The sequence below is a fragment of the Pseudomonadota bacterium genome (genome assembly GCA_016711215.1).
In the GTDB taxonomy this organism is placed as follows: Bacteria; Myxococcota_A; Polyangia.
Window position 1 is genome coordinate 210,363 of record JADJTL010000004.1, and the last position, 22,494, is coordinate 232,856.

Here is a 22,494-nt window from a genome sequence, read left to right on the forward strand (position 1 = left end):
CGGCCTGGGTATATCGCGCGCGAAACAGAGGGTGCGCGTGGTCGAACGTCGCTTGGGTGTTGCCCAATGATCGCCCGCTGGCTCTATCCCAACCTTGATCTCCTCACGCAGGAGTATGTACTTGTCCAGGCGTGGAAGAAGACCGCAGCGCACATCCGCAGGCACAATTGGTATTCGGACACCCTCGCTCTTGACCGAGCGACTGTAAATCTGCCGCATTTTCTGGCGGCGCTTGCTGAACGACTGCAGGCACCGAGCCAATGGAACAGCGCTCCGCTCCGAATTGTCCCTGCGCCAAAGGGGCAGCGATGGGTCGTCGATCGTCGCAGGAAGCAGTGGCGACCCATCGAGAAGGGAGCAACCGCCGCAAAGCTGCGACCACTGGCACACGTCGACTTGGCAGACCAGGTTGCTGCGTCTGCCATCATGCTGTGTTTGGCAGACCGGATTGAGACGCTGCAAGGCGATCCTCGCAAGCCGCTCTCTGCTGTTGATGCGCGCAAGAGCATTGTCTCCCATGCGTGATCAGTTAAGCGAAGCGTGGGCAACACGGAGCCGTTTGGGCTGACCTGGGGAGATGCGCCAACCGCGCATTTGGTCGAGGACGGAGGGGCGGCGCCGCCAGTTGGGGTCGGTCTCGCCGTTGAATAGCTCGGCGAGGCGACGCCACTCGAGGTCGGCCTCGCGGCCGGAGAGCTCAAAGGCCCGGCCAATGGCAAAGGCGGCGACGGCGACCATACGCGCGAGGGCTTGTGGATGCAGCGGCGGCTTCGTCCGCTCGGCCCTGCCGCGAGGAGAGCGCCTCCGGCGGCGGTGATGGTGCGCAAGCATGCAAACGATGACCGAAGCGACCATCGCGGCGTGCACCAGGGCACGCACCGCAGGGAGCCTGTCTTGGCGCCGATGTCGTCCAGGCGCAAACAGGACTTGTCGAGCTTGTTGTCGAGTTCGATCTCCCAGCGCACCCGATAGAGGTCGGCGACAGCACGTGGCGCAACGTCGGGAGCGAGGTTGGTTAGATAGAAGCAGTAGCCCTTTGGGGTCGAGACGCCCACCAGCCGTGCACCGACCACGCGCGACCCATGGCCGAGCTCGACGTCGGCGTCGATTACCTTGCCGTCGAGCTTGAGCACCTCGCGTTGCAGCAGGAGGTCGAGGTCTGTTCCGGGCGCAAACGTGCGGCTGACGCTGCCACGCGCGACGTGCAACACCTTCGGCTTCCAATTCTCTTTCAGCCGCAGCACATACGAGACGCCGTAGCGGTCGCAGCTCGACAACAGCTTCAGCGAAGCATAGCCCAGGTCCACCAACAGCCCGAGGCCACGCCAGCTCTCGTCGAGCTTTAGATGCGGCGCGTCGGTATGGACCGGCCCCGCCGGTAGACCGGCCCGCCCGCCGATGCTGCGGCGTCTTCAGCAACCCGGGTGCGGCGTCCCCGGGTGCGGCGGCGTCAACCCGGGTGCGGCGTCCCCGCGGCGTCCCCGCGGGGTGCGGCGTCCCCGCGCGGGTGCGGCGTCCCCGGCGTCCCGGTGCGTCCCCGGTGCGTCCCCGTGCGTCCCCGTGCGGGTGCGGCGTCCCCGTTCGTCCCCGTCCCGGCATGCCGTCCGCGGGGCGTCCGGCATGCGGCGTCCGGCAACCCGGGTGCGGCTTTCGCTTTCGGGGCTTTCGGCTTGGTTCCTCCACCGCGGTTGACATAGGGCTGGCCCGCATGGACCGGGTCGAAACGTATCGCCGGCGGGACCTCGCTGGCCTCGAGATGAAGCGTCGAGCGCCTGGCCCAGTCGCTCCCAGCGCTGGTCTCGAAGATGCCGGAGTTGGCGCCGTCGGCGGTCAGGGCCAGCAGGTGTTGCGGACGGGACGGGTCGACGGCCAGCGCCCGAAGAACGTAGGACGCGATCGCGAGATTGCCGGCCGCGACAGGCGTCGGGGGCGGCGTCCGCGTCCGGGTGCTGCGTCCGGCGCCGCGTCCGGCATCCGCAACTCTCGCGCTCACCTGCCGAGAACCGCTTAGTCACTCCGCCGATTCGTCGCCTCAGTGACTGCCTGCTCTGGGCAACGCGGAGCACCAAATCCCAGGCGGAGCGCACCCCACGCGCCGAGGTTCACCGAAGCCGTGCGCTCTTGAGCGGCTCGCGTCGCGGCTGGGCTGCAAAAGAGGACATCATGATCGGTTTCACGATGCACGCGTACGGATTGGGGCGCTTTGTGGCTGATGCGCGCAGGTCGACAGAGGGGCGCATTTGGTTTGGCGGGCTCGCTGCGCTTGGCAGCATCGAGCCCCTCTCCCCCGGCGTAAGAAAGGCAGCGCTGCGCGCCGTCGAGCACGGATTTAAGAGGCAGGCGCAGCTCGAGGCCTACAATGCCTGCGCCCAGCAGTGGGACTGCCTGCTGACTGTGGTCGGTGACGTGAGGCTTTCCTTCCGCTTCGAAAGCGGTCCCGATCCTCGAGCGCAGTACACTCAGTTCTCGAGGATCTTGGACCAAGTGAAGCTCGGTGATCAGGTGGTGCTCACGCTCGTGCGCCTCCTCGCCCACTATCAATGGCATGTCCTCGAAGATGGCTACACGGGACCCTGTTGGTTGCAACTGTCTGTCGAGCTTTGACTTGGCTCCTGATTCATCGGCAGGCGACCACGTCGCCGCCGCGCGAGGCATGCATGGCGCGTTTCACTTCTCGTTGGTGGGTGGTCGCGCTGCTGGGCGCAGTCGCCGCCCTCATCGCCGCGGCCTCGATTCTTGCGCTCTTGAGCGCCTCCCTCGCACAGGATTGGGCGGAGGTGGAGCGCTGGGCTTCCACGGACTCCGAGCGGCCTCGGACGCCCGCGGCACGCGCACTGCTCGTGGCCGCAAAGGCCCTCGGGAGTTGCAGTCTTCCCGCCTGCAATGCGGCACGCCGCGGACAGGTCCCATCCCGCCGCGAGCGGGACGCCTCGCGCGACCACGACGCTCTCCCGCTGCCACTGCGCGACGGCTTTCGGGCCATCGATGACTTCTACCGCACGCGCAGCGACCTGGCTCCCTGCTATGCGGTCTTCACACCCATCCTCCTGCAACTCGGACTGCTGCGCCTCGGCTTCGATGACGGAGCGATCGGGAGTCGGGCAACCGACGCCGTATACTACCTGGCGCAGCGGATGAGAACGCGCGGACGAATCTCAGAGCTTGTCTTTGGCGCGCTGCTAAGCGCCAAGGCAAGCGCCTGGCTTCACGCCCAAGCAGGTCACCGCGAAGCCTACGTTCCCGGCGCCGCATCGCGGGCCCTACCAACCGAGGCTCGCGCCCATACCCTGCGCCGCGTCAAGCAGTTCGGTCCCTCGAAGGAGGAGCTCTTCTCGGGGCTGGCCCGTGCGGCCGTGTGTGACTATCGATTCATCGAGGCCGTGGACCTGGCGAGTGGCGACGGCCTCCTCGCCCGCGCGCGGCGCAGCCTCGCACGCTACGCGATCGTGGCCTCCTTCAAACGGCTTCGCCCGCGCCTTGCCGACCTCGACGCGCTCGCGGTCGAGCTGCGCGAAATCCAGGCCTCCCCCGCCGCTTTCTCCAGCTTTTCGGGAATGGAGTCAGCCGTGCGCGTCTACGCCCGCCTCCTGGCGCCGGAACACGCGAGCTGATCACCCCGAGCGCAGCCCGACCCGGGGAACCTCAGCGGTGCGGACTGGCAGCCCGTCTCGGACGCGCCTCCGCCCCGGGCCAGCCAAACCCGGAACTCGGCCAAGCCGGCCTGCGGGCGCCACCGCCGAACGACGCGTGCGAGCTAGTGAGTGCGGTCGACCAGGCAAACGCTGGCATGTTCGGCGTCGAACGCGATCTGGCAACCCTCGAGCGCGGGCAACAGGCTCTTGAAGTGTGGCGGTGGCGCGGCCAACAGCCGACCGAGCCTCTGCTCGAGCGCCTCGACGAGCCGCCTACCCTGCGCGCCCACCAGCGCCGCAGTCGCGGAATCGGCGGTCAAAGCGACAAGGGGGGCAGCATCGCCCGCTGCGGCGTCGAGCGTGTCCGCGGCGCTCGCGTCGAGTCGCAGGCCGAGGATTTCCGCCACGGGCAGGCCTGTAGCCGGAACCCAGGGCCGGAGCGCAAGACCGGCCGCCCTTCGCTCCGCGTGCTTCATGGCGCGCGCACTGCGCTGCTCGGCGAGGAGCTCGAGCACCGCCTGTAGCGCGGCGTCGAAGACCACTCGCCGGGTCGGCCCAACGGGGGGGTCACCCCAGAACCCGCGCCAGAAGCGCGGCCCGGCGCCAAGGCGCTGCCCCACGAGGGGCCGCCTGCCGTCCCAGGCATGCACGGTCTTGATGACCTCACGGTCGCCCTCGGCCCCCCCCTTGCTGTCGCTGAGACTGAAGCTCCAACGGAGATCGTTCTCGCCGGGTAAGCCGCGTGCAAGCGTATCGAGCAGTCTCAGCGCATGCCACACCGTCAGCTCATGCTCGGGACCGTAGAGTTCCGCCCTCACCCCGTAGCGCGGCTCCCGGTTTGGTTGGTGGAGCCCAGGCGTTTCGATCCCGAGCGCCAGCGCGCTGCGTGCCGGATCGGCGAGAACGTCGCCGAGTGTCCAGGCCGCCTGCTGGACGCCGACGCCGGCGGGCACCCCGAGCGCAGCGGCACGCTGCCGCAAGGCAAGGGCATCCTGCGGCCGCGCCCGGGCAACCTGCTCGAGCGCGTCGGCGACGATGCGCTGGCCCAGCAGAAGCGGCGCTTGCTTGCGATAGAGCCCGCGGTTACCCGCAAGCGCGTCGTTACTATCCTCACGCGCCAGGCGGCCGAGCCGTTCTACACCGGCGGCTGACTTCAGCGCCTCGTCGTCGGCCGGTAGCCCGAAGACGACGAAGGGGCCGCTCGCGAGGCCGGCACGCTCGAGCAGGGTTTGACACCAGGCCTGGATTGCCAGCGCCGAATCGGCTGCGCCCTGCTGGGTGCCCGCGCAGGCCGCCTCGAGGGCCAGTCGAACGCGGCCGGACTCGCACTCCGCACCCGGGGCCGTAAAGGTTCCGTGGTCTCCTTCGTCCGCCGCGCGCCCCGCCCGTGGATGGTCCTTCGAGGAGGCGGCGACATAGAGGATTCGATCCGGGAACTGCGACTGCAGGTCCCGCAGGTCCGTCAGTAGGGCCTCACCGCTCGTCGCCAAGCGCTGCGCCGCCCCATGTTCCAGGGGGCTGTGCGCCAGCAGCGCCTTCGCACCCGCGAGCCACGCGCGGGCGCCAGACCCCGCGGCGTCGGCAGCCGCCAGCGCGGGCCGCATCAACTCAAGGAAGGCGCCGAGGCTCGCCGCATTGAAGCGCTCGCCAGCGACCCCGGCCTGGAGCAGGCTCGCGAGCTCCAGCCAGGGGCTCGCGTCTTCGGGCGACGATTGACCCGCGGCGTGCTGCGTCGCCTGGGCGACTGCCACCGCGAGCGGCCGACGTTGCGAGCGAGGGTCATCTTTCGGCGGCGCGGTCGCGGCTGTCCACAGCGCCAGATACTGCTCGAGGTGCTTGACTCGGGCGTGATGCACGCCCTGAACGCGGACCACGACGGCTGGGACCCCGCCCGAGCTGTCGACCTCGCGCAGCTCGCCGAGCTTCACGAGCGCCCCGACGACTTCCAGCAGGGCGCGGGAGGTCGCTTTGGGCAACCAGGGCAGCCTCGCCGCTACGCGAAGCACCGTTGCCGCATTGCCTCTCCCGCCGGTATCGCCGTGGCCACGCCCGCCGCTGACGGCCTGCAGCGCCCGTGGCGACGCCATGAGCAGCGCGCCGACGAGCAACGCCCGACCCGGCACCCGAAGTGCACACCACCCCCCGACTCGCCCCCGCCTGCCCATCATTCCCCCCGGCCACCAAGGCGGCCCTCATAACCGAGCGCGACGAGCGGCGCAACGAGCGAGTCAGGGCTCTGCGAGCAACGACCTGAGTGCCGCGTGAAGAAAGCCCGGATCGCGAGGCTGCAACACCACGGGAGCTGAACGACCGCCGCGGCGCACCTGCAGCCCCGTCGTGTCGGCATTGAGCATCGCCATGACCAGCTCCCAAGGGCCGCCGTCCACAAACACCGGCTCCGAGTCACCTGCCTTCAGTTGCGCCCCCTGGAGCACGTCGCCCGGCTGCAGGCCCGTCGCTCCGGCGACGTCACGCCGAAGCTCCCGAATCGTGACGGGGCCAGCGGTCGAGTCGGTCGACGCCTCGACGCCGATTTCCTTCAGCAAGAGCGCCGCATAGGCATGGTCGGTGAGCTGGCCGCTCAACGCCTGCCGCCTTAACTGAAGTCCCCCCTGCTTGTCTGGTCGCAGCAGCTCGAACGTGATCGTCGAGTTCGGCGCCTGCATCAGCCGGACGGCCCTCAGCTCTGCGGGACCTGCCGGAAGTAGCTTCGCACTTCTCCCCTCGATCCAGCTCATTACGGCCTCATCGCTGTGTGCGAAGCCGAGCAGCAAGTCGCCCGCCTTCAGGTTGCCAGCGGGTCCAGTCTTGAGGCTCGCCGTCACCCTGGAAGCCTGGAGCGGCAGGTGCCCGCCCATCCCCGCAGCGTGCAGCGCTTGCTGGATCTCATACATGCGCTGATTGGAGAGCGGCTCGGCCATCACCCCGAGCGGTACATGCGCAAGGAGACGATCGGGGCCATCGCCTTCACCGCGGAGAAGGCGCCGCGCGATGGCAGCCAATACCCACGACGGCAAGGCCAGACCGTCCACGCGCTTGGGCCCAAGCCCCGGCCTGAACCAACTTTCATCCGGGCCGGTGACCATCGAGCTGTTGAGCCCGACGACGGCCAAGGCGCCGTCGCGTTCGACCACGCTGGGGCCGCCCGAATTGCCGTGGTCGATGTTCAGGCTGGTGCGCAGTCGATCCGATCTGACGTCGAGAATCCGACCCTCATCGACGCGCGGCCGACCCCAGGGGTAGCCGAGCGCGACGTCGGGCTCGCCCGACCTCACGTCATAGGCCAGGGGCAGGGGGTCGAGGCCGAGCGCGCGCACGAAGTGGCTATCGGCTGCGCCTGCCCACAGCACCGCGAGGTCGCCGTGTCTGGTGGGCGACATGCCTGGCCACCCCGGCCCGAAGGGCTTCAGGCGTTCGAAGGCGGGACGACCCGTATAACTGCCTGCGCCGCGTAGGACGGTCGCGACCACGTCGGCCGGTTGCGCTCCCTCGACGGCATGCGCATTCGTAACCAGCGCGAGGTCGCGGCCCGGGACCAGCGGCGCGCCTCGGGGATCGTTCAGGCGAATCAGGACCGCCGTCGCCATCGTCCTCGAGCCGGCAGTCTCCCGTTCGATCAAGCAGGTCGAGCGGTCCAGGGCCAAACGCGCGGCCTGCATCAGCCCGAACTCGCCCGGCGGCAAGACGCGCAGCGAGGTACATCCCCCGAGGAGTGCCGGCCAAAGCGCCGCCGCACCGGCACCCGCCATCGCCCGCCGCAAGAACTCCCGGCGCGCCGGCGACTGAGGGCCTGACTTCCCGGCCGAAATGATAGGCAACGCGATCGCTGTCGGCAGTTCGTGGCCGAGACCCGCCTGGATCAAGGCAGCCAGCAGGAGTCGCGCGACCGTCGTTCGCATCGGTTATCCCTGATCCTCGAAGGCGGCCAGGCCGCCGGCTGCCTCCAAAGCGAGCCTCGGCCGAACTTGCCCAGCGAGAGTGGAGCGTGACCTCGCCGCGCCGAACGCGCTGAACGCGCCCTCGGCCCGCATTGGCCCCGGCGCAAAGCAAACCATGTGCCGCGAACCCCTGCGGCGGCAGCCGCGCTCCACAACCGGAGACCGCCGAGCTATTGCGCGCGGATCGCGGGGTCTTGGCGCCGCTGCGAGCTGCGCAGCCCTATCGTCGCCCGTCGCGAGACGCCTCACTGATTCTCGGAAGCGCCGGCCTCAAGCGCGCCCCCCGCCACGCTCGCGCGCAGGGCGAGGGAGCCAAAGCAATCGCTCGCGAAAGCTCAGGGTAAGCCAGGATCGACGCTCCCTGGCGGGTGGGGCGGCACCGGAGAGCTGTGAGTGAGCGCTGGGGGACGATGACTGGGACGACCGCTCAAGACCTTACCAGCACCTGCGGCGACCTGCGCGTGCGGCCGTTGGCCAGCGGCCGTTGGCCAGCGGCCGTTGGCCAGCGGCCGTTGGCCAGCCCCAGGCGGCTTGCGCAGCGATCCGTCGCCTTGGCTGCGCGCTAGCCTCAGAGCGGGATACCGGGTTCGAACCGGCGACATTCAGCTTGGGAAGCTGACACTCTACCAACTGAGTTAATCCCGCACGCAACGCCGTCGTCTCGCTCGTTTTCGTTCTCATGTCAAGGCCCTGCGCTCCGCGCGCGGCGGCAGGGCGAGGGCCTCTAACTCCGAGGAAATCCGCTGCCGCGGACCGCGACCACGTCTCGCCTATCCCCAGCGGCCTTTCGGCGCTTCATCGCAAAGGTCAACGCTGCGCGCTCGCGATTGGGCGCGGAAGACGCCAAGCGAGTGACCATCTCACCTGGCGCTCTTCCAGGCCTTCCCGCGCGCGCCGCGCAGGTCGCTGACCCTGGCAGCGCCCAGTACAGGTCATTGTCGACCTCCGGCATTCGTATTTGGCGTTCTACACACCAGGCTGGCTGCCCTGGGTCAACCAGCGTGCAGACCCTCTTGTCGAGCAGGGCTTCGGCATCCCCCAGGCGCACCACCGACAGCGGCTCGCTCGCCCAGAGGTTTTCCCCCAGCGTTCCCAGTGCGCGCTGAGGCACTTCGCCGTGAACGCGAAGGGCCAGCGGCCGAGCTCCGCCCACGTCCCGCGAGCGTCCGTGATCACGAGATGGCCTCGATAGGAGAGCAAGCGGAAGGCAGGCACCCTCACCCCGTAGCGTTCCGGGTGGGTGGGGCGAGCGCGAGGATCGTGTTGGCCCGGCGCGCGCGGATGGATGTAAGACTGCGGCGAGGTTTCTGCCGCCGACGGCTCTGCGGCCCCTGCGCTTCCGGCGTCTGCGCTCTGCACCGTCTGCTGCTCGAGGTCCTGCATGCCACCCACCGCCTTCCCGCCAGCGCCGCCACGCCCCTTCGTGCGCCCGGCCGGCGCGGGCAGTGCGGCGCTCGGCGTCGTCCTCTCGGCCCTCGCCGCCGCGCCGCGCCCCGCCCGGGCGGCGACGGTGACGCCGCCAGTCGTCGAGGTGCTGGCGATCGCCCCCGGTCCGCAGCTCTACGCGCATTGGGGGCATAACGCGCTGCGCATCCGCCTCGAGCCTGGGCCGCGCGGCGAGGCCGACTACGACCGCGTCTTCGACTGGGGTCACTTTCGCTACGGGCGCGCGTTTCTCTGGCGCTACGTCACGGCGCAGCCCTATTACCGGCTGAAGACCGAACCCTTCGCCGACGTCCTGGAGCGCTACCGCCGGCGCCAGCGTTGGATTGCCGCCCAGGCGATCACGATGTCGCGCGAGCAGGCGCTCGGGTTGGTGCGAAGGATCGACGCGGCGCTCGCCCTGCGCGAGGGCGAGTTCCCCTACGACTCGCTGATCAACAACTGCACGACGAAGCTGCGCGACCTGCTGGACAGCGAGCTCTTCGCTGGCGCCCTGCAGCAGGCGATGGGCCCCGCGCGCGACGGCCGCACCTTCCGCGAGATTTCCGACCTCCACCTGCGCCACGTCCCGCTGACGCGTTGGGCCGTCAATCTGGTCTACAGCGCCTTCGCCGACCGGCCGCTTTCGCGCTGGGACGCTGCCTTCCTGCCGATCGCGCTCTTCGACCTGCTCGAGGACGCGCGCGGCGCCGGCGCGACGTTGGGACTGCCGGCGGGGGTGACCATCGAACGCGGGGCGGTGCGCGGCGAGGTCCCCTTCGATCGCACGCCCCCACCGCTCGACCGCGGCTGGCGCTGGATTGCCCTGGCGCTCGCGAGCTGGGTCGCCTTCCTGCTGCTGCCTGCGCTGCGCCCCCGTGGGCGCGCGACGCTGCTGCTGGCCCGGCTCGGCCTCGCGCTCTGGACCATGAGCGCCGGCACCTGCGGCACGCTGCTCGTGCTCTTCGCGCTCAGCCCCTCGCCCAACTACGCGCACAACCTCAACCTGATCGCCTTTCATCCGCTGCTCTTCGCGCTGCCGCTGCTGGCCCGCCGCGCGAGCCGCGGGGCCCGCTTGCCGCGCCTCGGCCTGCTGCTGCTGGCGGCCCTGCCGCTGCTGGGCCTCGGTGCCGCGGCCCTCACGGGGCAGCGCGTCTGGCCCTATCTGTTGCCCGCGCTGCTCGTGCAAGGCGCCATCGCGCTGCGCGCCGAGCGCTTGGCGCGTGACCGGCACGGCGAGCTGCGCGATCGCGGCCCCGCAGTGCCCGCCAAGAGCGCGACGGGGCCGCAGCAATGACCGTTCACGCGCCAGTGATCGCCGCCGAGCAGCTCACCCGTCGCTTCGGCGAGTTTGTCGCCGTGCGGGACGTCAGCTTTGCCGTCGAACGGGGCGAGATCTTCGGCTACCTCGGCGCCAATGGCGCCGGCAAGTCGACGACGATCCGAATGCTCTGCGGACTGCTCGCGCCGAGCTCCGGGACAGCGACGGTGGCCGGGGCCGACGTCGCGCGCGAGCCGGAGCGGGTCAAGCGCGCGATCGGTTACATGTCGCAGCGCTTCTCGCTCTATCTCGATCTGCGCGTGCGCGAGAATCTCGAGTTCTTCGGCGGCGCCTACGGACTGGGGGGCGCGGCGCTGGCGCGGCGCATCGACCACCTGCTCGAGCGCGTCGAGCTCACGGCGCAGAGCGACGTACGCACGGGCGACCTGCCCGGCGGCCTGCGCCAACGCGTGGCGCTGATCGCGGCGATGCTGCACCAGCCCGTCATCCTCTTCCTCGACGAGCCCACGGCGGGCGTCGCCCCGGCAGCGCGCCGCACCTTCTGGCGCTTGATCCGCGAGCTCGCCGCGGGCGGCACGACGATCTTTGTCACGACCCACTACATGGACGAGGCCGAGTACTGTCACCGCATCGGGATGATGACGGGCGGGCGCCTCGTCGCGCTCGACACCCCGGCGGCGTTGAAGCGCGACCACGTCGCCGGCCAGGTCTTCTTGGTCGAGGGGCCGCAGGTGGCGGCGGCCTTGCCGGAGCTGCGGCGCCAGCCGGGCGTGCTCGGCGCTCAACCCTTCGGGGCGGCCGCGCACCTGCGCGTCGATTCCGCGCTGCTCGACACCACGCGCTTGCAGCGGCTGCTGGCGGACAGCGTTCATGGAATACTGCGGGCCCGCGCCGTCGAGCCCTCGCTCGAGGATGTCTTTCTCGCGCTGGTCGAGGAGCGCTGAGCGGCACCATGTCCTTCTTTATTCGCCTCGGCGCCCTGGCCTACAAAGAGCTGCTGCACATGGTGCGTGATCAGCAGGTGGTCTACATGGCGCTGGGCATGCCGCTGGTGATGCTGCTGCTCTTCGGCTACGCCGTCTCCTTCGATGTCGAGGAGCTGCCGATCGCCGTGCTGGACCACGACCGCACGCCGGCCGCCCGCGCGCTGCTGCGCAGGCTCGAGGCCTCAGACGCCTTCGTCGTGCGCAGCCACGCGAGCGACGGGGCGGCGATCGAGACGCTGATGCGCCGCGGAACGGTGCGCGCCGGGGTCGTGATCCCTGCCGGCTTCGCGCGACAGCTCGCGCGCGGCGAACAAGCCACCTACCAGCTGCTGCTCGACGGCGCCGATGGCACCACGGCGCGCATCGCGCTGGCCTACGCCTTCGGCGCGACGGCGGCACGTGCAGCGAACGATACGGCCCACGCCGCAGCGCCGCTGCTCGAGCCACGAGTGCGGGCGCTCTTCAACCCGGCGCTGCGCTCGGCGCTCTTCATCGTGCCCGGCTTGGCGGCGGTGATCATCGGCATCCTCGCCGTGCTGATGTCGACGATCACCGTGGCCCGCGAGTGGGAGCGCGGTTCGATGGAGCAGCTCTTCGCCACGCCGGTCGATCGGCTCTCGGTGGTGCTGGGCAAGCTGCTGCCCTATGTGGCGATCGGCCTGCTGCAGCTGCTGTTGGTGCTGACCGCCGGTGCCTGGCTCTTTGGCGTGCCGCTGCACGGGTCCCTGTTGACGCTCTTGGCCGCGGCCGTGCTCTTCCTCGCCGGGGCGCTCGGCCAGGGTCTGCTGATCAGCATGGTGACGCGCAACCAGCAGGTGGCCACCCAGCTCGGGGCGATCAGCGGCGTGCTGCCCAATCTGCTGCTCTCGGGCTTTATCTTCCCGCCCGACAACATGCCGCTGCCGATGCGCGTGCTCTCGCATGCCGTGCCCGCGCGCTACATGGTCGCCGTAATGCGCGGCGTGCTGCTGCAAGGCAAGCACTGGGCGCAGCTCTGGCCGCAGTTCGTCGGCCTCGCGCTGGTGGCCGCGGCCCTCTTGACCGTCAGCACGCTGCGCTTTCGTCGCAGCCTCGACTAAGGGCGCCTGAGGCGAACGATGCGCAACGAGCTACACGCGGTCGTGCTCAAGGAGCTGCGCCAGACCTTTCGCGATCGCCGCATGCTGATGCTGCTCGTCGTCGCGCCGGTGTTGCAGCTCACGCTGCTCGGCTATGCCGTGAACATGGACGTCGAGCACGTCGCCACCGTGGTCACCGACGAGGACCACAGCCCCGCCAGTCGCGCCTTGGTGCGCGGCATGCTGGCCGATCCGACGCTGCGCCTGCGCGGCGCCGCCAGCGATCCGGTGGCGCGGGTGGTGGAGGGTTCGGCGAGCGTCGCCGTGGTGGTACCACGCGGCTTCGGCGCGCGCCTCACACGTGGCCGACCAGTGCAGGTGCAGGTGCTCGTCGACGGCACGGATACGGTTCAGGCGCAGGCAGCGATCGACGCCACGACGCGCTTCCTGCAGCGCGAGGCGCTTGGGCTCTACGCGGCGCAGCGGTGGGCGGCCGCGGGAGCGACAGCCGCGGAGCCGAGCGCGCCCCTGGCGAGCGCGCCCCTGGCGAGCGTGCCGCGCGTCAGCGCCGAGCCACGCCTGCTCTACAACCCGCGCCTGCGCAGCGCGACCTATATGGTGCCGGGCGTCGCCGCCACGGTGCTGCTGGTGATCACCTCGATCATCACGGCGATGAGCATCGCGCGCGAGCGCGAGCTCGGCACGATCGAGCAGCTGATGGTGACGCCGATTCGCCCCTCGACGCTGCTGCTGGGCAAGATCCTGCCCTTCGCGATGATCGGGCTCGTCGTCGCCGGCCTCGTGCTCGCCGTCGGAATCCATCTCTTCGACGTCCCCGTGCGTGGCTCGCCGCTGCTGCTGCTGCTCGGGACGGCGCTCTACTTGCTGAACACGCTGGGCACCGGCGTCTTCATCTCGACGATGGCCCGCACCCAACAGCAGGCAATCCTCGGCAGCTTCTTCTTCATCATGCCGGCGATCTTGCTCTCGGGGTTCATGAGCCCGATCGCCAACATGCCGGGCTGGGCGCAGTGGCTCACGGCCTTCAATCCCGTGCGCTACTACATCGAGGTGCTGCGCGCGTGCTTGCTCAAAGGAGCGGGCTTCTTCGACCTGGGCCAACCGCTGGCGGCTCTGGCAGTGCTAGGCGGCGGCATCCTGACGCTGGCCTCGCTGCGCTTCCGCAAGCGCACTGCCTGAGAGCGCAGCTCGTCACCGCGACGGCCTCAGCGGGTCGGGGGCGCGACCGCCAGCCCAAGCTTCTGGCGCAGGCGCGCGGCCTCCGCCTGCCAGCGCGGCTCGAGCGTGGTCTGAAGCGCCAGCACCGCCTGCAGCTCGCGCGCAGCCTCCGCCCGTTCATCGTTCGCCGCGAGCGCCTGCGCCAGAAAGAGCCGCGTCAGCGGGCGCGGCTCGAGGGCCAGCGCGCGCCGCAGCGTCGCCACGGCCCTTTCGACATCGCCGATGCTCAGCGGCCAGCCCGGCGCGCTGAGATAGAGCTTACCGAGGAAGACCAAGGGGCCGGCGCCGTCGAAGCGCGGGTCGAGCTCGGCCGCTCGCTTGCCCGCCGCCTCCATCGGCTTGACCAGGCTGAGCTTCGAACGCGCCTCCGCGAGCTGACCGAGACCAAGCGCCAGGTAGTAGTGCCCCTCGACGCGCTGCGGCTCGCGCCGCAGCGCCTGCCGCGCCCAGGCGACCGCGCGCTCGGCGTCCGCGGCCTGGCCCGCGTGCGTACCGGCGCGACGGCTGCAGAGAAACTCCGCACGCGCCAGGCGCCACGCCCAGGCGAACGCCGCCTCGGCAGCGCCGACGGCGTCGACGAGCAGGCGGCGCTGCGCGCGCGCCGCGTCACCATCGATGAGCGCCTGCGCCAGCAGCGCGTCGGCGCGCATCAGCGCGGCCTCGCGCGCGGCGGGTGTCGCGGGCGGTTTCGCCGCCGCCGGCGCAGGCCTTGGGGCCACCACGGAGCGCGTCGAAGCACAGGCGCTGAGCGCCACGCCGAGCAGCGCCGCCAACGGGAGAAGGCGCAGGGAGTCCGCACGCCCCGCCCGGACGGCCGGCAGGCCAGGAAGGGTCTTTCGCAAAAGGGGGCTTCTTGTCCTCTATTCGCGAGCTCTGCATCGCTCTCGCTCCTTCCAAGCTAACTGCATGGCTGCATGAGTGGTTTCGCGCATCGCCGGCCGCCGGCGAGCGGAGCACACTGGATCGAATGATCGACGGCCCTTACCATGTTCCGAGGGCCGCGTCCGCGACAAGCACTTTGCCCTGGACCCCACGGCCTGGCTTGCGCGGCGCAGCGCGATTGTTCGGCAGGCAACCACCCAAGGAGACTCGAATGCACAGCCATCGGCGCTTCCTCGTCCCGCTCGTCGCGCTCGCGTTCCTGCTCGCCGGCGGGTTCGGAGCGACCGCCCACGCAGCGAAAGACAAGCCTCCGGCCGGAAAGATCGAGATCAAGGGCTGCCAGAAGAAGAAGCCGCCGGTGAGCTTCGACCACGGGGCGCACGTCAAGCTGCTCGGAGGCGCCAAGTCCTGCGCCGACTGCCACCACAACGTCAAGGGCAACGCCGCCACGGAGCATAGCTGCACGAGTTGCCACAGCAAGCCGCAGGGCACCAAGCCGGGCACCTGCGCCGACGCCAGCCCGAGCAAGAACCCGCTGCACGTGACCTGCATCGGCTGCCACAAGAAGGAGCTCGCCGCGGGCAAGACCAAGGCCGCCACCAAATGCGGCCAGTGCCACGCCAAGTAGCGGCATAACGCGCGCACGACCCCCGCAGGCCCCACATGACCCGTAGGCCCCGCAGACCCCGCAGCAAGGGTGTCTTGAGCGCAGCCGATCACGCTTCCCCCGCGCCGCCAGCCGCAGCAGCCGCAGCGCCGCCGCCCCGCCGTCGCCAGAGGCCTCTGGCGCTGCTCTGGGTGATCGCGCTGCTGGTGTTGGCGAGCGTCGGCGTGGCCGCGACCCTGCTCTACCGCCAGCGTCCGCCAGCCGTGGTCGAGCAGCGCAACGCCTTTGGCGAGCAAGAGCGCTGCGCGACCTGCCATCCGGCTGGCAGTCGGCCGGGGCCGCAGGGGGCGCGCAAGCCACATCCGGCTTTGCCGGGGCACGCCGACCTGGCATCAATCGGTTGCACCCCCTGTCACGGCGGCAACGCGCGCGCGCGCGCCATGAAGGACGCCCATGGCCCCGCGATCGGTAGCGGCCCCACGGCGTTTCTGCCCGAAGGCCTGCGCGAGATTGGCTGTGCGCGCTGCCACCTACTCGATGCGCCGCGCGTGGCGCTGCCGACCCTCTCGACCGGGCGCCGGCTCTTCGCCAGCTCGCAATGCATCGGCTGCCACCGTCCCGGCAGCCATCCGCGGGGCCTCGGCTTCGACCTGCCCAAGCTGCCGCAACGCAGCCCCGCCGCGCTGCGCGCGCTGCTGCTCGATCCGCGGCAGCGCACGCCGCACGCGACGATGTGGCCTGTCACCAGCGCCAGCGCTCGGGGCGCCTATGCCAAGGACGCCGCGGGGCGCCGCCCGGCGCTGGAGGCGTTGATCGCCTATGTGCTGATGGTCGGCGATCAGCCGCAACGCCAGCGCCTGGCCGCCCACTGGACGCCCCGCGAGCTGCATATCGACGGACCGTGCACGGCCTGCCATGCGCTGCAAAGCGCCGCGGCCAGCGGCCTGCCCCACGCCTGCGCGCTGCTGCGCAAGCACGAGCCCCTTCGCTGCCGGCGCTGCCACGACACACCGCCAGCGGACCTGGGCGCCCTCTGCCCGCAGATCCGCGCGCATCTCTACCAATGCGGCAGCTGCCACCTCCGCGATGGCGACGGCGCCGCACGCCTGCTCGAGCAGGCGCTGACCTTCCCCGCCGATAAATGAACCGCGCCTCGCCTGGCGGCGGCGCGTGGGAGCGCTACCGCCACGCCACCGCCTACGTCAACGAGGGGCTGATTCGCCCCGGCCCTGGACCCCAGGCCGGCGCGGGTCCGGGCCCGCGCGAATGGCTGCGGCAGCGGCTGCTCCCGGCGTTAGGGCATCCCGAGCGCGCCTTTCGCGCGATTCACGTTACGGGCACCGCGGGCAAGGGTTCCGTGGCGACGATGATCGCCCAGATTCTGCATGCGGCCGGCTATCGCACCGGGCTGCATGCCTCGCCCTACCTGCAGGTGGCCACCGAGAAGCTCTGGGTCGCTGGTCGCTACGCCAGCGCCGACGCCTACGCGGACCTCGTCGAGGCGCTGCGGCCGGTGGCGGAGACCCTGCGAGCCCCTGGGCTGCCGCTCCACACGATCTTCTCCGTGGCGCTCTTTCTGGAGCACTTCCGCCGCGCCCAGCTCGACATCGGCGTGGTCGAGGTCGGGGTCGGAGGCCGCTTCGACCTGACCAACGTGCTGCAGACCGAGGTCGCGGTCCTGACCAACGTCGGCCTCGATCACGTCGAGACGCTTGGACCGACGCTCGAGGCTATCGCCTGGCATAAGGCGGGCGTGATCCACCGCGGCTGCCGTGCCGTGGTCTTCGCCGATGGTGAGGACGATCCGCTTTGGCGCGCGTCCCAACGTGAGGCCACGCAGGTCGGCGCCACTTTGCGTCGCGTCTGCAGCGGCGACCTGCGCTACGAGCAGGCTGCGGCTGGGACGGCGCGCGTCGCCCTCTTGGGCTCGCGCTACGGCGCGCTCGAGCTTTCTCTGGCGATGTCGGGCCCAGCGCAGGCCCGCAATGCGGCGCTCGCCGTGGCAGCCTGCGAGGCGTTCGACCCCAGCGGCGCGAAGCTCAGCCCCACCGCCATCGCGCAAGGCCTGGCCCGGGCGTGCCTCCCTGCGCGCGGCGAATGGATCGGCGACGTTGCGCGGCGGCGGGCCGGCACGACGCCACGCGTGCTGCTCGACGGCGCGCATAACGCGAACAAGCTCGATGCGCTGCGGGCGCTGCTGCAAGAACCGGTGGCCGCCGGTCGCGCTCGATTGCACCTGCTGCTCGGAGCACTACAGGGCAAGCGCGTCGACGAGGCCTTCGCCCGCCTGGCGGCCGAGGCCGACCAGGTGACGGTCACAGAGCCGCAGGTGTACGGCAAACCTGCGCTCCCGGCCGAGGCCCTGGCGACGCGGCTTCAGGGGCTGACGCGTCGCCCGCTCACGCGCCAGCCTGACCCCCAGGCCGCGCTCGACGAGGTCCTCGCCCAGGCCGACGCCGACGACCTCGTCGTGATCACCGGCTCCCTCTACCTGGCGGGCAGCCTGCGCGAGCGCTGGTATCCGGCGGCAGAGGTGCTCCGCGCGGGCACGAGCTGGCCGGACGCGCTGGACTGAACCTGGCGCGGGGGGACGACCCTGCATCCCTGAATTTACTCGCCGCAGATGCTGGAAATTTCCCGCCTGCAACTGCACTGGTTGGCACCACCTCCTCATGGGCGGCGGATCACAGCAGCCGAGGATGGTATAGGCGATCGCAGCCCGCTCGCCACCTGTGTCCAGCCAGCGAACAGGAAGTTCTTCCTCGTCAGAGCGACCCGGACATGGAGTCGTTCAACGGCTCCGTGGTCGATCGGGATAGCGCCATGCTCGAGGAAGCGCCGCAGTCGTCGCCCTGCACTGAACCCATAGCGGAGGCTTGAGCGGAGGCTTGAGCGGAGGCCTGAGCGGAGGCTTGAGCGGAGGCTTGAGCGGAGGCTTGAGCGCTCGCGCGCGCCTACTCGACGCGCACGCGCCAGATCTGCGCGCTCTCCGGCACGCCGACCACGGTGAAGGTCACCGTGGCGTAGCGACCGTCCGTCGGCGCCTTGCCCACCACCCGGAACTGAGCCCGTTGGTCCGTGGTCGCGAAGGGCAAGGTGCTGGGCTTCAACTCGAGGCGATCGGCGAAGGCCGCCTCGACGACAGCCTCGACGACCAATGGCCGCAGCGCGGGTCGATTGAGCCCGATCGTCAGCGAGAGCGCTCCGTTGACGACGAGGTCGGCGGTGGGATCGAGAAAGGGCTGAATCGTGATCAGCGGATCGTCAGCACCGCAGCCGCCGCCAAGGGCTGGCGCGAGGGTCAGCCAGCTCGCGAACAAGAGGCGCCACGCAGGGCACCATGAGCGACGTGGATTGGACAGCATGAGTGCCGCCAAATGGACCACGAAACGCCCCCCGCGTCAAAAAGGCCGGTGGGAGCGACGAAGCACCATGAGCGCGCCACGAGCGCTTCCCTTGACAGCGGGCGCACCCGAGCGCTAAAGACGCTTTTTGCCAGCATTTTGGGGTATCAACATGGGTCGTGGCGATCGGCGTAGTTCATGGAAATCGCGGCGTCATGCCGCCAAGCGTAAGCAGAAGGTCCGCGTCAAGCGCCAGCGCTTGGAGAAGAAGCAGGGCGGCAGCGCCGGCTGAGCGATCGCTTCGAACTCGTTTCGATAGCGGTCGGTGCAGGCTTCACGGCAGGCATGCAGGGCGGGCTACGCGGCAGGCGCGTTCAGGCGTGCTCAGTGTCCTGAGGTCCTGAGGTCCTGAGGTCCTGAGGTCCTGAGGTCCTGATCGGGGCGCGACGGGCGCGACGGGCGCGACGGGCGCGACGGGCGCGACGGCGTCGGTGCGTCGCGCGCTGCGTGCCTTAGGCTGCGTCCCTCAGAGCTGCGTCCCTGACTGGGGGCGCAACGCGAGCCAGGCTGGACACGGGCCGACATGGAGTCTTCGCGATGGCGCAGCAGAGCTTTCGGGTGGTCGCAGCGGTGATTCAGCGTGATGGCAAGTACCTGATCACCCAGCGGCGCGAGACGGCCTCCCTGCCATTGCTCTGGGAGTTCCCCGGCGGGCGCGTCGAGCCCGGTGAGAGCGACGCGGCGGCGCTGCAGCGCGAGCTGAAAGAGCGACTCTCCGCCACGGTCCGCGTCGGTGCGCCGGTCGCCTTCCGCCGCCACGACTACGAGGGCTACAGCGTCGAGCTCGTCCTCTACGAGGCGGAGCTCGAGTCGGCCGACCTGGAGACCCTGGCGGTCAAGGAGTACCGCTGGGTCGAGGCGCACGAGTTCTCGCAGTATCCGCTGCCACCAGCCGATCGGCAGACGCTCGAGGACGTGCAGACCTTCGTCGGGCGTGGCAAGCCGAAGAAGCCGCCCCAGGCCTGAAGAGGGATCGGGCGCGCCGATGGCGACGCCAAGACCACCCCACAGCGCAGCCGCCAGCCGCCAATCGGCCAGCGATCCGCTTTGGCATGCGCTAGACGCGGACATGCTCGTCGCGCGGCTCGCGGTCGTCCCGAAACTCGGGCTGACGCAAGCGCGCGCAGCGGAGCTGCTGACCGTCCACGGTGCCAACCGCTTGGCCGAGCAGGCCCCGCCTTCACTCAGCGCTCGCTTGCTCGGCCAGCTCCGCGACATCACCGTCGTCGCCCTGCTCGTCGCGGCCGTGATCGCGGCCGTCATAGCGTGGCTCACCGGGGACCCCGCGGAGCATGGGCTCGCGCGCTACGGCGACACCCTGGCGATCCTGATCATCGTCGCGCTCAACGCGGTGGTCGGCCTGCTCCAAGAAAAACGCGCGGAGCGCGCCCTTGCCGCGCTGCGCGACCTCACGAGTCCGCAGGCCAGGGTGCGGCGCGACGGCGTCCTGCGCTGCGTCGACGCGACCGAGCTCGTCCCGGGCGACATCCTGGTGCTCAGCGAAGGTGACCGCGTCGCTGCCGACGCACGCCTGCTCGAAGGCCACGCGCTCGAGGTCCGCGAGGCGATGCTGACCGGCGAGGCGCTGCCGGTCGGCAAATGCCATCGAGGCGCGCTCGATGCCGCCACCGCACTAGCCGAACGCAGCAACATGCTCTGGATGGGCACCGAGGTCGTGCAGGGCCGCGGCAGCGCCTTGATCGTCGCCACCGGCATGGACACCGAGCTGGGCAAGATCGCCGGCATGCTCGGCGCGATCAGCAGCGAGCCGACGCCGCTGCAGAGCTACCTGGCGCGCTTCGGCCGCTGGGTCGTCTGGGCCTGCGTCGCCGTGTCGGCGGTGGTCTTTGCGGTCGGGCTGGCGGCCGGGCGACAGACCTTCGCCGAGCTGCTGCTGACGGCGGTCAGCCTCGCGGTCGCCGCCATCCCCGAGGGCCTGCCGGCGATCACCACGATCGTCCTGGCGCTGGGCACCCAGCGCATGGCTCGACGTCAGGCGCTGGTGCGGCACCTGCCCGCCGTCGAAGGCCTCGGCGCGGCGCAGATCATCTGCACCGACAAGACCGGTACCCTGACGCAGAACCTGATGACGGTGCGCCGGATCGCGACCGCCGGACTCACCTACCAGGTGAGCGCGGAGACGGCCGACGAGATCAGCGCGTTCCACCTGATCAGCGAGCACAACACCAGGGTCCGCGTCATCCCACGCGATCACCCCGCCCTCTGGCAGCTCGTCGAACACGCGGCTCATGTGCGCGATGTAACGCTGGCGCGCGAGGCCGGCGAGATCGTCGTGCGCGGCGGCAACCCCACCGAGGTCGCGCTCGCGCGCCTCGCCCTGGAAGCCGGCATGACGGGGCTCGGACCGCGCGCGGTGCTGCATGACCTCACCTTCACCTCGACGCGCAAGCTAGCCACCCTGGTCGTGGCCGACGGCGACCGGCCGCGCGCGCTGGTGCGCGGGGCGCCCGAGGTGATCCTGGCGCGGGCCCAGCGCACGCTGCGGGCCGATGGCAGCTCGACGGCGCTGACGGCCGCGGAGCGCGAGCGCCTGCTGGCGCAGACGACGGCCTGGGGGGCTGAGGCCATGCGCGTGGTCGCGCTCGCTGCGCGGGAGCACGCACCCGAGGTGCTCGAGGACTGGGAATGCGAGCTGACCCTGCTCGGCCTCGTCGCGCTCGACGACCCGCCGCGGCCCGAGGCCCGCGCGGCGATCGCGCGCGCGCATCAGGCCGGCATCATCACCATGATGATCACCGGCGACCTTCCGGCAACCGCGCGCTCGGTCGCGCGGGAGCTCGAGCTCACGGCACCGCAGTCGGCCGATGCGGAGGGCACGCTGCTCAGCGGCGCCGAGCTCGATGCGCTCGACGACGAGGCGTTGGCGGCGCGCCTCGACACCCTGCGCATCGTCGCCCGCGCCACCCCCGCCCATAAGCTGCGCGTGCTCGAGGCGTTGCAGGCCCGCGGCAAGGTCTGTGCGATGACGGGCGACGGCGTCAACGACGCACCCGCGGTCAAGGCCGCCGGCATCGGCGTCGCGATGGGCCGCACCGGCACCGAGGTGACCAAGGCCGCGGCCGATCTCGTGCTCGCCGACGATAACTTCGCGACGATCGTCGCCGCGGTCGAAGAGGGCCGGGCGATCTTCAGCAACATCAAGAAGTTCATCTTCTTCCTGCTCTCCTCCAACGCGGGCATCGTGCTCACCGTCTTTGCGGCCGGGCTCTTCGGTTGGGCGCCACCCCTATCGCCGACCCAGATTCTGTGGATCAACCTGATCACCAATGGGCTGCCCGCGCTGGCGCTCGGCTTGGAGCCGACAGAGCCGGGGCTGATGGCCGCTCCGCCTCGCGACCCGCAGGCCCCGGCGCTCGACGCCAGGGCCTACTGGCGGATGCTGGTCATCGGCATCCTGATGGCAGGCGCGGCGCTGACGACCTTCGCTCTGCTCGCCGGCCAGCCGCACACCCTGCATGCCCCGACGCATCGCCTGGCGCAGACGGGCTGCTTCGCGACCCTCAGCCTGACGGCGCTCTTCCACGCGTTCAATTGCCGCTCGACGACGGCCTCGAACTTCGAGTTGGGCTGGTTCTCCAATCGCCCGCTCTGGGCGGCAATCCTCTTCAGCCTCGCCCTGCTCGGCCTCGCGATCTACGTGCGACCGCTGCAGCCGATCTTTCACACCCGCGCCCTGCCCTGGGATGACCTCGGAGCGCTGGCGGCGATCAGCAGCCTGCCGCTCGTGCTGGTGGAGTCAATCAAGCTCGCCGCCTGGGCGCGGCGCCGGTGCTTGACCACGGCGAAGTGATGATGCTACGAGTTTTCCCGGCGGTGGCTGACGACTGCCGTCGCAGCCCGGCACGCGCCCTCGCACTGCGACGGCAGCCGAGAAGGGGCCGGCGCTCAGGTCATCGGCCCGCGTGAGCGTGTCCCCGTTGTGCGGTGCTGTGGCTCGCGCGCTGCATCGTGAGGATCGGCGACGGCATCGCAGAGTGACAGGGCAGGAGGCGTCGCGGCTAGGCGCGGTCGACACACAAGTCG

General features: G+C 70.4%; 16 protein-coding genes and 1 tRNA gene. 11 read left to right on the plus strand and 6 right to left on the minus strand.

Annotated features, from left to right (window positions below):
- Positions 1-83: 83 nt before the first annotated feature.
- A complete protein-coding gene (locus tag IPL40_12905; protein ID MBK8482051.1) occupies positions 84-1,307 on the minus strand; it encodes a transposase in 1,224 nt (407 codons plus the stop codon).
- 856 nt (positions 1,308-2,163) lie between these two features.
- Between IPL40_12905 and IPL40_12910 the strand changes: the two genes are divergently transcribed.
- Together IPL40_12910 and IPL40_12915 are read left to right on the plus strand one after the other, a co-directional pair.
- Positions 2,164-2,604 carry a hypothetical protein gene (locus IPL40_12910; protein ID MBK8482052.1) on the plus strand — a complete coding sequence of 147 codons (441 nt, stop codon included), beginning with the start codon at positions 2,164-2,166 and terminating at the stop codon, positions 2,602-2,604.
- A 53-nt stretch (positions 2,605-2,657) separates the two neighbouring features.
- Positions 2,658-3,611 (plus strand): hypothetical protein, encoded by a 954-nt coding sequence (locus tag IPL40_12915; GenBank protein MBK8482053.1) that lies wholly within the window; start codon positions 2,658-2,660, stop codon positions 3,609-3,611.
- 143 nt (positions 3,612-3,754) lie between these two features.
- On the opposite strand, the gene IPL40_12920 is transcribed toward IPL40_12915, so the two are convergent.
- The 3 genes from IPL40_12920 to IPL40_12930 all read right to left on the minus strand — a co-directional run bounded on the left by IPL40_12920 (position 3,755) and on the right by IPL40_12930 (position 8,215).
- Positions 3,755-5,608 (minus strand): hypothetical protein, encoded by a 1,854-nt coding sequence (locus IPL40_12920; protein MBK8482054.1) that lies wholly within the window; start codon positions 5,606-5,608, stop codon positions 3,755-3,757.
- Between the two features lie 252 nt (positions 5,609-5,860).
- Positions 5,861-7,531, minus strand: coding sequence for a trypsin-like peptidase domain-containing protein (locus tag IPL40_12925; GenBank protein ID MBK8482055.1), 1,671 nt, complete (start codon positions 7,529-7,531; stop codon positions 5,861-5,863).
- A 611-nt stretch (positions 7,532-8,142) separates the two neighbouring features.
- Positions 8,143-8,215 (minus strand) — tRNA-Gly (locus tag IPL40_12930).
- Positions 8,216-8,951: 736 nt separating this feature from the next.
- On the opposite strand from IPL40_12930, the gene IPL40_12935 reads away from it, so the two are divergent.
- The 4 genes from IPL40_12935 to IPL40_12950 are packed head-to-tail and all read left to right on the plus strand — an operon-like array spanning position 8,952 to position 13,518.
- Positions 8,952-10,289 carry a DUF4105 domain-containing protein gene (locus tag IPL40_12935; protein ID MBK8482056.1) on the plus strand — a complete coding sequence of 446 codons (1,338 nt, stop codon included), beginning with the start codon at positions 8,952-8,954 and terminating at the stop codon, positions 10,287-10,289.
- Positions 10,286-11,218: an ABC transporter ATP-binding protein gene (locus IPL40_12940; GenBank protein MBK8482057.1), complete on the plus strand. Its 933-nt coding sequence runs from the start codon at positions 10,286-10,288 to the stop codon at positions 11,216-11,218. Before IPL40_12935 ends, IPL40_12940 begins: the two co-directional genes overlap by 4 nt.
- A gap of 8 nt (positions 11,219-11,226) precedes the next feature.
- A complete protein-coding gene (locus tag IPL40_12945) occupies positions 11,227-12,339 on the plus strand; it encodes an ABC transporter permease (protein ID MBK8482058.1) in 1,113 nt (370 codons plus the stop codon).
- 18 nt (positions 12,340-12,357) lie between these two features.
- On the plus strand, positions 12,358-13,518 hold the full coding sequence (locus tag IPL40_12950; GenBank protein ID MBK8482059.1) for an ABC transporter permease: 1,161 nt from the start codon (positions 12,358-12,360) through the stop codon (positions 13,516-13,518).
- Between the two features lie 26 nt (positions 13,519-13,544).
- Here the strand turns inward: IPL40_12950 and IPL40_12955 are convergent, their stop codons facing one another.
- Positions 13,545-14,399: a hypothetical protein gene (locus IPL40_12955; protein MBK8482060.1), complete on the minus strand. Its 855-nt coding sequence runs from the start codon at positions 14,397-14,399 to the stop codon at positions 13,545-13,547.
- Positions 14,400-14,650: 251 nt separating this feature from the next.
- Between IPL40_12955 and IPL40_12960 the strand changes: the two genes are divergently transcribed.
- The 3 genes from IPL40_12960 to IPL40_12970 all read left to right on the plus strand — a co-directional run bounded on the left by IPL40_12960 (position 14,651) and on the right by IPL40_12970 (position 17,621).
- The gene (locus IPL40_12960) at positions 14,651-15,067 is read left to right on the plus strand and encodes a cytochrome c3 family protein (GenBank protein ID MBK8482061.1); all 417 of its coding nucleotides are present in this window, start codon (positions 14,651-14,653) and stop codon (positions 15,065-15,067) included.
- Between the two features lie 74 nt (positions 15,068-15,141).
- The gene (locus tag IPL40_12965) at positions 15,142-16,191 is read left to right on the plus strand and encodes a hypothetical protein (GenBank protein MBK8482062.1); all 1,050 of its coding nucleotides are present in this window, start codon (positions 15,142-15,144) and stop codon (positions 16,189-16,191) included.
- Positions 16,188-17,621: a bifunctional folylpolyglutamate synthase/dihydrofolate synthase gene (locus tag IPL40_12970; GenBank protein ID MBK8482063.1), complete on the plus strand. Its 1,434-nt coding sequence runs from the start codon at positions 16,188-16,190 to the stop codon at positions 17,619-17,621. The genes IPL40_12965 and IPL40_12970 overlap by 4 nt, the downstream gene beginning before the upstream one ends.
- Positions 17,622-17,716: 95 nt before the next feature.
- Here IPL40_12970 and IPL40_12975 read toward each other — a convergent pair whose 3' ends face one another.
- Positions 17,717-18,205, minus strand: a complete 489-nt coding sequence (locus IPL40_12975) for a transposase (GenBank protein ID MBK8482064.1) — start codon at positions 18,203-18,205, stop codon at positions 17,717-17,719.
- A 782-nt stretch (positions 18,206-18,987) separates the two neighbouring features.
- Between IPL40_12975 and IPL40_12980 the strand changes: the two genes are divergently transcribed.
- Both IPL40_12980 and IPL40_12985 read left to right on the plus strand, forming a co-directional pair.
- Complete coding sequence (locus IPL40_12980; GenBank protein MBK8482065.1) at positions 18,988-19,416, plus strand: (deoxy)nucleoside triphosphate pyrophosphohydrolase; 429 nt, start codon at positions 18,988-18,990, stop codon at positions 19,414-19,416.
- Positions 19,417-19,519: 103 nt separating this feature from the next.
- Positions 19,520-22,261 (plus strand): cation-translocating P-type ATPase, encoded by a 2,742-nt coding sequence (locus IPL40_12985; GenBank protein MBK8482066.1) that lies wholly within the window; start codon positions 19,520-19,522, stop codon positions 22,259-22,261.
- The last annotated feature ends 233 nt before the right edge of the window (positions 22,262-22,494 follow it).

Coding starts and splice junctions, on each gene's coding strand:
- IPL40_12910 (MBK8482052.1), top strand. CDS start 2,164: ATGATCGGTTTCACGATGCACGCGTACGGATTGGGGCGCTTTGTGGCT.
- IPL40_12915 (MBK8482053.1), top strand. CDS start 2,658: ATGGCGCGTTTCACTTCTCGTTGGTGGGTGGTCGCGCTGCTGGGCGCA.
- IPL40_12925 (MBK8482055.1), bottom strand. CDS start 7,531: ATGCGAACGACGGTCGCGCGACTCCTGCTGGCTGCCTTGATCCAGGCG.
- IPL40_12935 (MBK8482056.1), top strand. CDS start 8,952: ATGCCACCCACCGCCTTCCCGCCAGCGCCGCCACGCCCCTTCGTGCGC.
- IPL40_12940 (MBK8482057.1), top strand. CDS start 10,286: ATGACCGTTCACGCGCCAGTGATCGCCGCCGAGCAGCTCACCCGTCGC.
- IPL40_12945 (MBK8482058.1), top strand. CDS start 11,227: ATGTCCTTCTTTATTCGCCTCGGCGCCCTGGCCTACAAAGAGCTGCTG.
- IPL40_12950 (MBK8482059.1), top strand. CDS start 12,358: ATGCGCAACGAGCTACACGCGGTCGTGCTCAAGGAGCTGCGCCAGACC.
- IPL40_12960 (MBK8482061.1), top strand. CDS start 14,651: ATGCACAGCCATCGGCGCTTCCTCGTCCCGCTCGTCGCGCTCGCGTTC.
- IPL40_12970 (MBK8482063.1), top strand. CDS start 16,188: ATGAACCGCGCCTCGCCTGGCGGCGGCGCGTGGGAGCGCTACCGCCAC.
- IPL40_12980 (MBK8482065.1), top strand. CDS start 18,988: ATGGCGCAGCAGAGCTTTCGGGTGGTCGCAGCGGTGATTCAGCGTGAT.
- IPL40_12985 (MBK8482066.1), top strand. CDS start 19,520: ATGCTCGTCGCGCGGCTCGCGGTCGTCCCGAAACTCGGGCTGACGCAA.